Source organism: Methanococcus voltae PS, assembly GCF_024807035.1.
Taxonomy (GTDB): Archaea; AGJL01; Methanococci; order Methanococcales; family Methanococcaceae; genus Methanococcus; species Methanococcus voltae.
In genome coordinates, this window is sequence record NZ_JANUCQ010000001.1 from 341,365 (window position 1) to 356,693 (window position 15,329).

Here is a 15,329-nt window from a genome sequence, read left to right on the forward strand (position 1 = left end):
ATCTGATTTATTATTCAATTTTATTCTTTATCGATACAATGATATAGTTGACTAACTTATATTACGTAAATAGTATTTTAGAAATTTTGATAATATGTAATTATACAACCAATTTAAAATAATACTTATTTTATCTCTTTTTTTGAAATTCGAGTGAATTTGGTGAAATTATGATGTTAAGTGATACTGATATATTAAATGAACTAAATGCGGGAAATTTGGAAATAACTCCATTCAATGAAAAATGCGTGGGTCCATGCTCTTATGACGTTACACTGGGAAGTGAATTTATAAGGTATTCAAGCCCTGTTTATGATATTAAGGAAGAATTAAAACCTATAAAGTTTAGTATCGACGATTCAATAATGATATGTCCTTTAAATTATCATCTTGATGAACCTACAATTGAGTATCTTAAAGAAAAATACAATATCGATAAAATCGTTAGTGGTGGTCTTTTAGGTACTACAAATGAATACATAAAGCTCCCAAACGACATATGTGCACAATATCAAGGTAGAAGTAGTTTTGGAAGAGTGTTTTTACAATCCCACCAAACCGCAGGTTGGATTGATACAGGTTTCCATGGTAAAATAACTTTGGAAATCGTAGCTTATGATAAACCAGTAATCTTGTACAAAAATCAAAGAATTGGGCAGTTAATATTTAGCAAAACTTTAACTCCTTCAAAAGTTGGTTATTCAGAAAGAGAATGTTCAAAATATGCAGGACAAAATTCAGTGATGCACTCATTAATTAAAAAAGACTTCGAATAATATTTAATATTATTATATTTTATTTTATTTTTATTTTATTATATTTTTATTATATTTTTATAAATTCTTTATTCTTTAATTTATTAGGTTCCTAATCTAGATTTTAGGGATTAATCGATAGGTTAAATTGTTTTAATATTACCCATAAAATTATATACAAATTATTTCTAAAAAACATTAACTTTAAATTTAAAACACACATATGTATGAAATATCATTTTCAAACTAGATTATTTTATGATGTAAATAAAACAAGTTTAAAAAAAGTTTAAAAAATAGAAAGATAACTAAAAATAAAAATAAAAAGCTAAAGGTGTTTATATGTATATTGCCGATGAGATTATAGAAACCGTAAAAATGATTGAATATGAAAATTTGGACATAAGAACAACCACCTTGGGAGTTAACTTAAAGGACTGTGTAGATAAAGATTTGGACCTCTTGAAGGATAACATTTACCAAAAAGTGACTGGATTGGGTGGAAATCTCGTAGAAACAGCAGACGCTGTAGCTAATAAATACGGAATTCCAATCGTAAACAAAAGGATATCCGTAACCCCTATTGGTTTAATAATGGGACCAACCTTAAAAGGATTAAACAAAGAAGAAGCTATTGACGCATGTGTAGAAGTAGGTGTTACACTCGATAAAATCGCAAAGGACGTAGGTGTAGATTTTATTGGTGGTTACTCAGCATTAGTTCAAAAGAAAGCAACTCCTGAAGAAAAACGATTAATTCAATCAATACCTAAATTGATGACAAAAACAGATAGAGTATGTTCATCAGTAAACGTTGCTACCACAAAAGCTGGTATAAACATGTACGCAGTTAAAAAAATGGGGGAAATCATAAAAGAAACCTCATTAATAACAAAAGACGCAATTGGTTGTGCTAAAATCGTTGTATTTTGTAATGCACCAGAAGATAACCCGTTCATGGCAGGGGCTTTCCACGGTGTTGGAGAAGGAGACTCAGTTATAAACGTGGGAGTTTCAGGTCCAGGTGTAGTTAGAGCAGTACTCGAAAAATTACCTGGGGAAAAAATAGACGTTGTAAGTGACCAAATCAAAAAGACCGCATTTAAAATCACAAGAATGGGTGAGTTAATTGGTGGAGAAGTTGCTAAAAACTTAGATGTTGAATTTGGTATCGTTGATTTATCATTAGCTCCAACACCAGCAATAGGAGATAGTATCGCGAATATCTTGGAAGCTATGGGTTTAGAAAGGTGCGGTACACACGGTACAACAGCAGCACTCGCTTTATTAAACGACGCTGTTAAGAAAGGTGGAGCTATGGCATCAAGAAACGTGGGTGGTTTAAGTGGTGCATTCATCCCAGTAAGTGAAGATGCAGGTATGATTGAAGCAGCAGAGGTTGGGGCTCTTAAAATTGAAAAATTAGAAGCTATGACTTGTGTATGTTCAGTAGGTTTAGATATGATTGCAGTACCTGGTAAAACACCCGCTTCCACAATTTCAGGAATCATTGCAGATGAAATGGCAATTGGTATGGTTAACAAAAAGACAACCGCGGTTAGATTAATACCAGTTCCAAATAAAGATGTTGGAGACCACGTAGAATATGGGGGATTGTTAGGTACAGCTCCAATTATGCCAGTAAGTGAATTTTCCTCAGAAGAATTCATCGAAAGAGGCGGTAGAATACCAGCACCTATCCAATCAATGACAAATTAATTACTAAATTAAATATATCTTTTTTACTTTTTTAAAATAACATAATAAATCAATAATAAAATAAAAATAAAAATAAAAAATAGTTTATTTAAAATTTAGAATTTTCTTCCAAACCTAAATCTTTTAAAAAGCTACATACTTTACAAATTTTTAAAGCAGATGGCTCACCACATTTTTCGCATATACTAACGGATTCTGGAACTTCTAAATACTCTAAAAGCCTTTCATAACCGGCTACTATAGAGTACATTGCTCCTGCGTGTTTTTCCTCTAATGTATCTATGATATCGGAAACTTCCGAACGATACGATAAGCACGAATAAGGGCAAGGTTCCTTATGGTAATCCATTTCAAGAATATCTGCAAATAATTTAACTTCTTCCTCGGGAATCTTTGAAAGTGGCTTTATTCTTTTAACAAACTTATCGCTTTGGGATGATTTACCCAATATTGCAAGTTTTTTAATATCTCCTTCGATGTAATTCATCATCACCGCTTGGGAAATATCATCTAAATTATGTCCTATAGCTAAATAATCGCAACCTTTTTCAATTGCAACCCTATTCAAGATTTTACGTCTAATCACACCGCAAAAAGAACACGGATTCATAGTCATATTTTTTTCTTTCGCAATAGCTACAATACTATCAAGGTCTGAATCAATATACTCCGAAAAAGTGACGATATGATATTCAATACCATATTCTTCACAAAATTTTATTCCTTTTTCAATTCCATCATTTCTAAATCCTTCGATACCTTCATTAACCATGATGCCAACGATTTTTGAGTTAGGGATTTGATTAAAGAATTCATTTAGTATATGTGCCATAACTAAACTATCTTTACCACCGCTAATACCTACACCAATGGTTATATGGTTTTTAAGAATATTTTTACCAAGATTTTTTCTTACTTTTCTTTTTGTGTCTTTTATAAAACATTCTTTACAAAATTTAGTACCAGAATGCTTTTGAAAGTATAATTCATCATCATTAAATGCGTTTCCACATTTTCCACATTTGGATTTGGAAATTGCAGTCATAATTTCACCGTATTTATTTTAACTAATTTAACCGCCAGATACTGGCGGGTATATGCCTAATTCTCCATCTTTTTCAATAATATCTTCATTACTCATTATTTCAAAGTCATAGGAGATAATAATGTTTCCATTTTCAAAATCATTTTTAATATCGATTTTATTTTCTTCTAATTCAGATATTAATTCTTCAACTGTTAATTTGGATTTTTCAATTTTTAAATCTACTTCATTACCAAATTTTTCCTTACAACTTGCAAAAAATTTTACTTTTAAATTTAGTACCATAATATCACCAAAATAATGACTTAATACTTAAGTTATCATAATTAAGATTTACAATTAATATATTAAAAAATAGAAATGTATGTAATTAAATTTAAAGATTTTGGTAGTATAAAATATTATATTGCATAATACTTCATAATACTTCATGTATGTTATTCTTAATTACAAGTCGTAGACGATGATTGCCTTGGTAGGGCATATTTTAGCGCATGTTTTACAGCCAATACACTCGTCAATGTCGAATGTAACTGAAAAGTCTTCTTCAAACTTGATAGCTCCAACTGGGCAATGTACAATACAAGCGCCACAATCGATACATTTTTCTTCCTTTTTTTGAATAGGTTGAGAAATATCTTCTACTTCCCCGTATTCTTTTAAGTATTCCACTGAATTTACTAAACTATCTTCATTTCCATTTAATTCTAAAGTCAAAAAACCTTCACTTGGTTCCATTTTAGCCTTTAATATGGTAACGTCCACATCATAAGTTTTTATTATATCTGAAACTACAGGTTTTTTTACATTTCTTCCAGATATCCAATAAAATATTCTTTTTTTCAAATTAGTCACCTATAAACCTTTCGATGATTTAATTCACATTATTGATACAATATATTTTAATTTAATCATTAGTAATTTAATTAATTTTGAATCAATTCTTCAATTTATCATATGGATAATTATATAATATTTGATAATATCGTATAATATCATATAATATCATATAATATAATCTAATTTTAGATATAATGGCCAATTAACTTTGAAATATCCTCTGCTGATATAACGCCAAGTACTTTTTTGTTGTTATCTACAATAGGTAATCCTGAAATGTTATTTGCACTCATTTTCTTAGCAACCATCTCTATAGGTTCATCAGGTGAAGCCCATACTACATATTTGGTCATAATATCTGAAATTGTAGTTTTACTTTGAGCCATAGCTTTTGCAATATCCCACGATGTTATAATTCCCATTATACAATTATTTTCATCAACTATTGGTAAATGATTTATGTTTTTCTCAATTAATATTTTTGAAGCTTCAGGAACTGAAATAGTAGCTTTTGCAACTATTGGCGGTCTTTTTATTATATCCCTAACTAGTTTTGCATCTGCTTTCATAGATTTTGGAGCGCAGGTGTTAAGCTCTGCAACTCTTTCAGTTAAGAAGAATTCCTTATTAACAATCCAATCTTTTAATTCGCCTGCAATCTCACGGGATGTCTTATAACTTGAAACTGATGTAGTTCTAATACATTTGTCTACTTTTTCACCGTTTATATCTAATTCCATAGATAATTTACCAGTTCTTAAATCTTTGTAGTTTGTAACGCCCAATGTTGGCTTATCTCTTCTTTGTATACCATAGTCAAGAATAGGCACTTTAATATCTTCGTCTCTTATTGCACACGTTTGAGCAATCTCTGAATTTAACACTGGGATAGGTATACCAATACCCATAAACAAAGTTGAACCGTATTTAGGTATCGTAGCTCCTCTAATAAATTTAGTATCCATTTCTTTTAAGTTACCTTGAATAGCTAATGTACCAAAGCCACTTGCTGGACTGTGTTGAGTACCTTCTCCTGCAATGTATCCTTGTGCACCACCTGCAAAGATTTTAGTACCTACTCCAAAAGTGTTGTACGTTTTTGTTGTAGTATTGAAATCATTTTGCATAGGGTTAAGTTGTCCGGCACCCGAATAATTTAAGTTTCCAAATTCTGGCAATAATTTACCCATGTAAGTGTATAATTTTTCATCTCTACTATTTGTAGCAGAGTTGTATGATTGATAACAGTTTCTAGGGTTAAATAACATTGCTTGGTTTAAATCATCAATTGTTATAATTGTGGAGACTCTTTTTCTCGGGTAACAATCCGTTGTATATCCTTCAGCTTCCAATTCTATTTCTTTACCTGCTACAAGGTCTTCTATAACGTGAGCTCCCCCGTAATCGATGCTAATATCATCATCTGAATTAGCTTGTGTAGCGCCCAAGTAAGCGTCAACAGCAGCGACACCGGAATATGCTTCTACACCGTTCAAATAAGTCTTCATCATTTTAATTGGAGGGTCGGAATGTCCAAAGTTTAAAAATACTCCGCTAGAACACATTGCTCCAAAAGTACCTGTAGTTACTACATCTACTATTTCAGATGCTTTTTCTGCACCTTCTTCTTCCACAATGGATATCATTTCTTCCGCAGTTACGATTACTGCGTCACCATTTTTGATTTTTTCGTTTATCTGTTTTATTGTTTTCATACGAACCCTCTCGAAGTTCTATCGTATTACAAATTATTAAGTTAATCGTAGTTTTTATTGTTTTTTAAAGTTTTGTAATCGTAAATAAGTTTAATCTTGTAATATATCTAGTCCATATTTATATTATTTTTGTTATGATTTTCATATACTTTAATATATATTCTCAGAATATAGTTTTAATGTATTTTAATGTATTTTAAATACTTTAATTATGTATTTTCAAAATGATAGAAAGTAATATATACTAGATATCCCTACTTTTTATGATACTATTATTTCACGATAAATTTGTATAATAATTTGTATAATCTATAAAAAATTTTATTATTTAGCAGATTCATTGAATAAAATTACTTCAATAAATTGAATACTGGCTGTAAAATTTACTAATCAAACGTGTTAATAATTATTATGTAAAATATAACATGGTATTGTACAAATAAAATTAAGCAATTAATCGTAATTACATTAACTTCTGATTGTTATTTTATATTTATTTTAAACTAAAGGAGGCCAAATTGTGAAGCTATTGTCTCATAACATGGTTCCAAAGCATGAACTTATCGAAAAAGAAGAGATACCACTTTTACTTAAGCAGTATAATATAAAAATTCAACAATTGCCTAAGTTGCTCGATATTGACCCTGTAGTCATTGAAATAGGTGCAAAAGAAGGTGACGTGGTTAAAATTACTCGTCCAAGTGAAACTGCTGGCGAAACTGTATACTTTAGATTAGTAGTACCTACAAATATCTAATTTATGATAAAATTGATGATAATTTAAAATTACGTAATTAAATTTTAAGTAATTTATAATACATTATAATTTACAGCTTACTAAGTAACCGATAGGTCACTACGATAAGTAAAAATTTTTTAGCACAAGTCAATCATTATATATATTGCAAATCTGCAAACTTTATGTTACGCTTTAAACGTTCTCGTAGCGATAATTACGAATTTAAAATTTAATATATGCGAAATAAAAATACTAAAAATACTAAAAGTATTAAGAATAATAATAAAAAATAAAATATTAGGTTAATTTGCTATATTATTGAATTTTAGCTACCCATTATCTATTTAATTTTTATTTAGGTATATTGACATATTAAATTTATGCCATTCATTAAAGATAAATTACAGATAAATAGCATATTAAATCTTAGCCATTATTAATTGTTATATTAAACAAAAATGAGGGAGATATATGAAGTCCCGAGTTATCGTTGATGCATTTTTTGAAGAAAATAATTTAGTTAAACACCACATCGACTCATTTAACAGCTTTGTCGAAAACAAAGTTCAAAAGATTATTTCCGAAGTTGGTGGAGTAACTACTGAAATTAAATCCGGATATAGGGTTGAGTTTGGACAAGTTACTGTATCTAAACCAGTTAATAAAGAAGCTGACGGTTCAGTAAAGCCAATAACCCCTATGGAAGCTAGAATTAGAAATTTAGCATATTCTGCACCAATGTATTTGGAAATTGTACCATATGTTGGAGAAGGCGAAGAAGAGAAAAAATTATCTCCTTTAAGCGTTTATATGGGCGAATTACCTGTTATTTTGGGTTCCGATATATGCCACTTAAAAGGAAAATCGCCAGAAGAATTAATTGAGTTTGGTGAAGACCCTGAAGACCCATTGGGATATTTTATTGTTAACGGCTCTGAAAAAGCGGTAGTAGCTCAAGAAGATTTAATCCCTAATAGGATTTTATGTGAAAAAGTAGAGAAAAACAATAAAATGGTCGATGTAGCAAAAGTATTTTCTACAAGACACGGATTTAGGGCATTATGTGCAGTAGAAAGAAACCCAGATGGTTTATTAAATGTTTCTTTCCCAGGTATGCCAAGTAACATTCCATTAGTTATATTAATGAGAGCTTTAGGTGCTCAATCCGATAGAGATATCATAGAATTAATTTCTGACGAGCCATCCGTAATTATGCAATTAGTTGCAAACTTACAAGAAGTAAGGGAAGAGCACAGCATAAATACAAGAGAAGATGCACTTGAACACATCGGAAAAAGAGTTGCACCAGGTCAACCAAGAGAATACAAGTTAAAAAGAGCTGAAACAATCTTATGCAGTTACTTATTACCTCACTTAGGTGTAGAACCTGCAGATATGAGAACAAAAGCTAAATACTTGGGTAGAATGGCTAAAAACTCAATCGAGTTATACTTGGGTTTAAGGGTTGAAGATGATAAGGACCACTATTCCAACAAAAGATTAAAATTAGCTGGAGATTTGATGGAAGATTTATTCAGAAATTCATTCAACCAGTTAGTTAAAGATATTAAATACCAACTCGAAAGACAGTCAATAAGGAACAAAGAACCTTCAATTCAAGCAGCAGTAAGAAGTGACGTTTTAACTGAAAGAATGAGACACGCAATGGCTACAGGAAACTGGGTCGGTGGAAGAACTGGTGTAAGCCAACTTTTAGATAGAACTAGTTATTTAGCTACAACATCTCAATTAAGAAGAGTTGTGTCACCATTATCCCGTTCACAACCTCACTTCGAGGCAAGGGACTTGCACGCTACGCAATGGGGTAAAATTTGCCCTTCAGAAACACCGGAAGGTCCTAACTGTGGTTTGGTTAAAAACTTAGCGGTAATGTGTAAAGTTACAACAGACGAAACTGACGACTCTATAATTGATTTATTAAGTAGTATGGGTATTTCTAGAGAGATAATTCCTATTGCTGAGGAAGTTGAACTTATTGATTCACTCGATTCTGAAATTGAAAATGAATTAAGAGTAGAATTGGCGGAAGTATCTGAAACACAGGAAACTGAAGAAATTAAAGAAATCGAAGAATCAGACGTAGAAGAAAATTCAGAAGTAGATGTAACATCTGAAGAAATTGTTGAAACTGAAAAAGAAGTGGAATACGAAGAAAATTCAGAAGATACAACTACTGAAGAAAATTCAGAAGATAAAGAAATTGAAAAAGAATTAGAGTAAATAATTTAATTGAGAATATGGTAAAATTTGATAAATATCTTGTAATTTGGTAGTAAATTTACTTTATTTATTTTAACTACAATTTACAGTTTATATTTTACAAATTAAAATTACAAATTAAAATTATAAGCTCAATTAGTTATTAAAATGATTTAAATTTAATATAATGTATTTAATGTATTATTAAAAGTTAATTTGAACTTTAAAGGTGAAAACCTTGGATAACAAAACGAATGTATATGTTAATGGAAAATTAATCGACACCGTCGAAAATCCAGAAGAACTCGTTAGAAATTTAAGGGAATCAAGACGAAATGCAAGAATTTCGCCGTATACATCCATTTCATTTAACGAAGAAAGCAACGACGTTCATATTTCTACAGATGGTGGTAGAGCTGTTAGACCTTTGTTAGTAGTTGAAAACGGTGAGCTTAAAATTACTCAAGACCATTTAGAATTGTTAAAAGAAGGAGAACTTAAATTTAGCGATTTAGTTGAAAAAGGTTTAGCAGAATATTTGGATGCAGAAGAAGAAGAAAACGCATATATTGCAATATATGAAAAAGATATCAACGAAAACACGACACACATGGAAATCGATCCTATTTCAATTTTAGGTATCGGTGCAGGTGTGGCTCCATATCCTGAGCATAACTCAGCTCCAAGGATTACAATGGCGGCAGCGATGAGTAAACAGTCATTAGGTATCCCAATGGCAAACATAAAATGGAGAATGGATACAAGAGGTCACTTGTTACATTACCCGCAAGTACCTTTGGTAAGAACGAAACACCAGGAAATCTTAGGTTTTGATAAAAGACCTGCAGGACAAAACTTCGTTGTAGCAGTTATGAGTTATGAAGGTTACAATATGGAGGATGCGTTCATCATAAACAAAGCTTCCATCGATAGAGGTCTTGGTAGAAGTACATTCTTTAGAAGCTACGAAAGCTTTGAAAAGAGATACCCTGGAGGTCAATTAGACCGCTTTGAAGTGCCTGAAAAAGGTGTTAGGGGTTACAGGGCAGAAGGTGCTTACAGAAACTTGGGAGACGATGGTTTAATCGAATTAGAGTCTGAAGTATCATCTGGTGATGTTATTATTGGTAAAACCTCACCTCCAAGATTCTTAGAGGAAAACGAGATTTCATTACAACAAAAATCACAAAGAAGAGACACATCAGTAACTATCAGACACGGTGAAGAAGGTACTGTTGACTTAGTGATTTTAAGTGAAACAAAAGAAGGTAACCGTTTATCAAAAGTTAGAGTAAGAGATTCCAGAATTCCAGAATTAGGGGATAAATTTGCTTCTAGACACGGTCAGAAAGGGGTTATTGGTTTAGTTGTACCTCAAGAAGATTTACCATTTACTGAAGATGGAGTAATTCCTGATTTAATCATTAACCCGCACGCTGTTCCATCAAGGATGACTATTGGGCAGGTTTTAGAAATGATTGGTGGTAAAGTAGGTTCTTTAGATTGTAGAAGAATCGACGGTACTATCTTTAGTGGTGAAGGAGAATGGTCTTTAAGAGATGCTCTTGAAGCTCATGGATTCAAACACAACGGTAAAGAAACTGTTTACGAAGGTAAATCCGGTAAAAAACTTGAATGTGAAGTATTCGTCGGTGTTGCATACTACCAGAAATTACATCACTTGGTTGCAGGTAAAATCCACGCAAGAAGTAGAGGACCTATCCAAGTTCTTACAAGACAACCTACCGAAGGTAGGGCAAGAGAAGGTGGTCTTAGGTTCGGGGAAATGGAAAGAGATGTTTTGGTTGCACACGGTGCTGCTTTACTCTTAAAAGAAAGACTTTTGGACGAGTCTGACCCTCACGAAGATTATGTATGTGCAAAATGTGGAGAAATCGCTATTTACGACTTCAAAAGAGGAATTAAATTCTGCCCAATCTGTGGGGAAGTTGAAGACGTACAAGATAATAGGAAAATTCCATCAGTTAAAATTGCATACGCTTTCAAATTATTGCTTGATGAGCTTAAAAGTATGGGTATAGACCCTAAACTAAGATTAAAGGATAGGGCATAAGTTAAAAGAAATAAAATGTAATTAATTTAATTATTTAATTATTTAATTATATTTTTTATTTATTTTATTTACCTATATTTAATTTACTAGTATTGTTATTGGAAAACACGTTATTTAATTTAAATAGTCTAAAATAACTAAAATTTAAATTAAATCGTTGAAATTAATCAAGATAATCAAGATAACGAAATAAATTGAAATAACTAAAAAATTTACCTCATAGGTGAAAATTTATGAATGGGTTCGACGTTCCAAAAGAAATTGGAAACATTACCTTTGGTTTATTGTCTCCTGAACAAACAAGGATAATGTCCGTAGCTAAAATAGTTACAGCAGACACATACGACGACGATGGTTACCCAATCGACGGTGGATTGATGGATACGAGATTAGGTGTCATTGACCCTGGTTTAGTGTGTAAAAGTTGCGGTGGTAGGGTAGGTACCTGTCCTGGTCACTTTGGTCACATTGAATTGTCAAAACCGGTTGTACACATCGGCTTTGCAAAAGATATCTACAAAATCTTAAAAGCAACATGTCCACACTGTGGTAAGGTAACATTATCAGAGTCCAGAAAAGCAGAGTACATGGAAAAAATGGAAAGATTACTCGAAGAAGGGGGCGACATGTGGATATTATGTGATGAAATCTTAAAAGAAGCTGCAAAAGGTAGTATTTGTCCTGAATGTGGTGAAGTTAAGTACGATATTAAATATGATAAACCTTCAACATACCACCAAATCGATGGTAAGACATCTAGGCAATTAACCTCTTCAGAAGTTAGGGAAATCTTGGAAAAAATCCCTGATAACGATTGTAAGCTTTTAGGTATCAACCACATAGTTGCAAGACCTGAATATATGATATTAACCGTTTTACCGGTTCCTCCTGTGACCGTTAGGCCTTCAATCACACTCGAAAGTGGGGAAAGAAGTGAAGACGACTTGACACACAAATTGGTTGATATTATCAGAATTAACCAAAGATTAGAGGAAAATATCAACGGTGGTGCTCCTAACTTAATTATTGAAGATTTATGGGACTTATTACAGTACCACATAAACACGTACTTTGATAACGAAGCTCCAGGAATTCCTCCTGCAAGACACAGAAGCGGTAGACCTTTAAGAACACTCGCACAAAGGCTTAAAGGTAAGGAAGGTAGATTCAGACACAACTTAGCAGGTAAAAGGGTTAACTTCTCTGCAAGGACTGTTATTTCACCAGACCCACGTTTAAGTATTAACGAAGTTGGTATTCCAGAGTTAATTGCAAAGGAATTAACCGTTCCTGAAAAAGTAACTGAGCACAATATCGACCACATAAAAGAGTTACTTAAAAATGGTTCAGAAATACACCCTGGTGTAAATTACGTTATTAAAACCATTAAAAATAAAGAAGGAAAGCAGGAAAACTTTTCAATAAGAGTAAGCGATAAAAATAAAGAACATTGGGCTGAAAATATTGAAGAAGGAATGTCTGTTGAGAGACATTTAATGGATGGAGATGTTGTATTGTACAACAGACAGCCTTCATTGCACAGAATGTCTATCATGGCACACAAAGTTAAAGTTTTACCTTACAGGACATTCAGACACAACTTGTGTGTTTGTCCACCTTACAACGCGGATTTCGATGGTGACGAGATGAACGTTCACGTTCCACAATCCGAGGAAGCAAGAGCAGAAGCTGAAACATTAATGTTAGTTGAAAAGCACATCGTTTCACCAAGATTCGGGGGTCCAATCATTGGAGCTATTCACGACTTTATTTCAGGTGCTTACGTTCTTACAAGTTCAAACTTTAATAAAGACCAAGCTTTATCGCTTTTGAGAAGTGCAGGTTTCAAATCTGAATTAGGAGAACCTGACGTACTTGAAAATGGTGAAGAATTGTACAGCGGTAGGAGTTTGTTTGGTACTGCATTACCTGAAGGTTTAAGCTTAGAATACAAGAGTAAAACCTGTAAAAAATGTGACGACTGTAAAAAGGAAAACTGTGAACACGAAGGTTACGTTTTAATTAAAAACGGTAAGCTTTTAAAAGGTGTAATCGATAAAAACGGTTTCGGTTCAGAGGCTGGTATCGTATTGAACACCATTGTTAAGGAATTCGGTTCAGAGGCTGCAAGAAAATTCTTAGATTCTGCAACAAGAATGTCTATCAAAGCAATGATGATAAAAGGTTTCACAACAGGTATTGATGATGAAGATATCCCTGTAGAAGCAATTGAAGAAATTCAAAACATATTAAACAATGCTGAAAATGCTGTTGACGCAGTTGTTGAAAAATACGAAAATGGTACTTTAGACCCATTACCTGGTAGGGGTATCGAAGAATCAAGAGAAGCCTACATTATGCAAATATTGGGTAGAGCAAGGGACGATACTGGTGCTGTAGCTGAAAGATACTTAAGTAAAGATAACCACGCGGCTTTAATGGCAAGGACTGGTGCGAGAGGTTCATTATTGAACATTACAATGATGGCAGCGAGTGTTGGTCAGCAATCCGTTAGGGGTGGTAGAGTATTCAGAGGTTACAGAGATAGAACGTTACCACACTTCGGGAAAAAGAGTCTCGACGCAAAATCACACGGTTTCGTAAGAAGCTGTTATAAAAAAGGTTTATCACCTTCAGAATACTTCTTCCACGCTATGGGTGGTAGAGAAGGTTTAGTGGACCAGGCGGTAAGGACTGCACAATCTGGTTACATGCAAAGAAGACTTGTAAATGCTTTACAAGATATTAGAGCAGAATACGACGGAACAGTTAGAGATTCAAGAGGATTAGTTGTTCAATTTGAATATGGTGAGGATTTAGTAGACCCTGCTAAGGCAGACCACGGTAAGGGAGTAGATTTAGATAAAATATTCACCAAAGTTAAATCAAAATTTGATTAAATAATTGATTAAATAATCATATAAATTTAATTAGATTTTTAAAATTATCATAATATACGTTATCACAATATACGTATTATAATTTAGATTATAATTTAAATTCATATTCTGGGTGAAAAAAATGGAAAGTGCAGACTTAGAGTATAAAATAATGGATTTAAAACTCCCTCCGTTATTGAAACAAAATTTATTGAACAAGATACTCAAAGAAAATATTGAAAGCGAAGAAATGATTGAAGAAATCATTAAAGAGACACAAATTGCATATGAAAGAACATTAGTAGAACCTGGAGAAGCTGTTGGTGTTGTAGCAGCTCAATCAATCGGGGAACCTGGTACGCAGATGACAATGAGAACGTTCCACTACGCTGGGGTAGCAGAGTTAAACGTTACTTTGGGTTTGCCAAGGATGATTGAGATTGTAGACGCAAGAAAAGAGCCTTCTACACCTACAATGACAATTAATCTTTTAGAAGAATACAAATACGACAGGGAAAAAGCTCAACAAGTTGCTAAGAATATCGAAAGTACAACCGTTGAGTCAGTAGCTGACAACATAAGCGTTAACCTTGTAGAAGAATGTATTTCTATAATCTTAAACGCTGAAAAGTTAGAAAAAAGAATGTTAACCGTTGAAGATGTTATCAATTCAATTAAATCAAAAATGAAATTGAAAATTGAAGATGACGGTTATGTCTTAAATTTGAAGATTAAAACCCCTACATTAAAAGCTTTAAGAAAGAGACTTCCTAAAGTAAGAGCAATACACTTAAAAGGTGTATCTAACATTAACAGGGTTATTATTAGAAAAGAAGATGGTTCCGAAGAGTACATTTTGTACAGTGAAGGTTCCAACTTAAAAGAAGTATTCGAAATTGAAGGCGTTGACCCTTCAAAAACAACAACCAACAACATCATAGAAATTCAAGATGTTTTAGGTGTCGAAGCTGCAAGAAATGCAATTATTTACGAAATGGTTGCTACTTTATCGAACCAAGGTTTGACGGTAGACCCAAGGCACTTGATGATGGTTTCAGACTTGATGACCACAGATGGTGTTGTAAAACCAATCGGTAGACATGGTATCGGTGGGGAAAAAGCCTCCGTTCTTGCAAGAGCAGCATTCGAAGAAACTGTTAAACACTTATACTCTGCATCAATGAGAGGTTACTCCGATGAGTTAGACGGTGTTGTAGAAAACATCATAGTTGGTAAACCTATCTCTATTGGTACAGGCTGTATAAACGTTGGAATTAAAAGAGAATACGAAGAAGGTAATATTTAATTAAATAATTATATATTTTAAATAATTCTATATTATT

General features: G+C 32.7%; 11 protein-coding genes. 7 read left to right on the plus strand and 4 right to left on the minus strand.

Annotation, left to right across the window (positions count from 1 at the left end; genetic code table 11):
- Positions 1–170 precede the first annotated feature (170 nt).
- Positions 171–776, plus strand: a complete 606-nt coding sequence (dcd, locus tag M2325_RS01735) for a dCTP deaminase (RefSeq protein WP_209590368.1) — start codon at positions 171–173, stop codon at positions 774–776.
- A gap of 321 nt (positions 777–1,097) precedes the next feature.
- Positions 1,098–2,474, plus strand: coding sequence for a PFL family protein (locus tag M2325_RS01740; protein ID WP_209590370.1), 1,377 nt, complete (start codon positions 1,098–1,100; stop codon positions 2,472–2,474).
- Between the two features lie 88 nt (positions 2,475–2,562).
- On the opposite strand, the gene M2325_RS01745 is transcribed toward M2325_RS01740, so the two are convergent.
- The 4 genes from M2325_RS01745 to M2325_RS01760 all read right to left on the minus strand — a co-directional run bounded on the left by M2325_RS01745 (position 2,563) and on the right by M2325_RS01760 (position 6,074).
- The gene (locus tag M2325_RS01745) at positions 2,563–3,519 is read right to left on the minus strand and encodes a TIGR00269 family protein (RefSeq protein ID WP_259050641.1); all 957 of its coding nucleotides are present in this window, start codon (positions 3,517–3,519) and stop codon (positions 2,563–2,565) included.
- A 27-nt stretch (positions 3,520–3,546) separates the two neighbouring features.
- Positions 3,547–3,804, minus strand: coding sequence for a MoaD/ThiS family protein (locus M2325_RS01750; RefSeq protein WP_259050642.1), 258 nt, complete (start codon positions 3,802–3,804; stop codon positions 3,547–3,549).
- Positions 3,805–3,966: 162 nt separating this feature from the next.
- Positions 3,967–4,365: a 4Fe-4S binding protein gene (locus M2325_RS01755; protein ID WP_209590375.1), complete on the minus strand. Its 399-nt coding sequence runs from the start codon at positions 4,363–4,365 to the stop codon at positions 3,967–3,969.
- Positions 4,366–4,544: 179 nt separating this feature from the next.
- A complete protein-coding gene (locus M2325_RS01760) occupies positions 4,545–6,074 on the minus strand; it encodes a homocysteine biosynthesis protein (RefSeq protein ID WP_209590377.1) in 1,530 nt (509 codons plus the stop codon).
- Between the two features lie 520 nt (positions 6,075–6,594).
- On the opposite strand from M2325_RS01760, the gene M2325_RS01765 reads away from it, so the two are divergent.
- From M2325_RS01765 to rpoA2, 5 genes are all read left to right on the plus strand, one after another.
- On the plus strand, positions 6,595–6,831 hold the full coding sequence (locus tag M2325_RS01765; protein ID WP_209590380.1) for a DNA-directed RNA polymerase subunit H: 237 nt from the start codon (positions 6,595–6,597) through the stop codon (positions 6,829–6,831).
- Between the two features lie 453 nt (positions 6,832–7,284).
- A complete protein-coding gene (locus tag M2325_RS01770; protein WP_374759655.1) occupies positions 7,285–9,054 on the plus strand; it encodes a DNA-directed RNA polymerase subunit B'' in 1,770 nt (589 codons plus the stop codon).
- Positions 9,055–9,271: 217 nt separating this feature from the next.
- Entirely contained in the window at positions 9,272–11,107 is a 1,836-nt protein-coding gene (gene rpoB, locus M2325_RS01775; RefSeq protein WP_209631599.1) for a DNA-directed RNA polymerase subunit B, read from the plus strand.
- A 233-nt stretch (positions 11,108–11,340) separates the two neighbouring features.
- On the plus strand, positions 11,341–14,007 hold the full coding sequence (gene rpoA1, locus M2325_RS01780) for a DNA-directed RNA polymerase subunit A' (RefSeq protein WP_209590390.1): 2,667 nt from the start codon (positions 11,341–11,343) through the stop codon (positions 14,005–14,007).
- Between the two features lie 121 nt (positions 14,008–14,128).
- Positions 14,129–15,292 carry a DNA-directed RNA polymerase subunit A'' gene (gene rpoA2, locus M2325_RS01785; RefSeq protein WP_209590391.1) on the plus strand — a complete coding sequence of 388 codons (1,164 nt, stop codon included), beginning with the start codon at positions 14,129–14,131 and terminating at the stop codon, positions 15,290–15,292.
- Positions 15,293–15,329 lie beyond the last annotated feature (37 nt).

What these genes read in the sequence shown, in the direction of transcription:
- M2325_RS01740 (WP_209590370.1), top strand. Translation starts at nt 1,098, where the DNA reads ATGTATATTGCCGATGAGATTATAGAAACCGTAAAAATGATTGAATAT.
- dcd (WP_209590368.1), top strand. Translation starts at nt 171, where the DNA reads ATGATGTTAAGTGATACTGATATATTAAATGAACTAAATGCGGGAAAT.
- rpoA1 (WP_209590390.1), top strand. Translation starts at nt 11,341, where the DNA reads ATGAATGGGTTCGACGTTCCAAAAGAAATTGGAAACATTACCTTTGGT.
- M2325_RS01750 (WP_259050642.1), bottom strand. Translation starts at nt 3,804, where the DNA reads ATGGTACTAAATTTAAAAGTAAAATTTTTTGCAAGTTGTAAGGAAAAA.
- M2325_RS01760 (WP_209590377.1), bottom strand. Translation starts at nt 6,074, where the DNA reads ATGAAAACAATAAAACAGATAAACGAAAAAATCAAAAATGGTGACGCA.
- M2325_RS01770 (WP_374759655.1), top strand. Translation starts at nt 7,285, where the DNA reads ATGAAGTCCCGAGTTATCGTTGATGCATTTTTTGAAGAAAATAATTTA.
- M2325_RS01745 (WP_259050641.1), bottom strand. Translation starts at nt 3,519, where the DNA reads ATGACTGCAATTTCCAAATCCAAATGTGGAAAATGTGGAAACGCATTT.
- rpoA2 (WP_209590391.1), top strand. Translation starts at nt 14,129, where the DNA reads ATGGAAAGTGCAGACTTAGAGTATAAAATAATGGATTTAAAACTCCCT.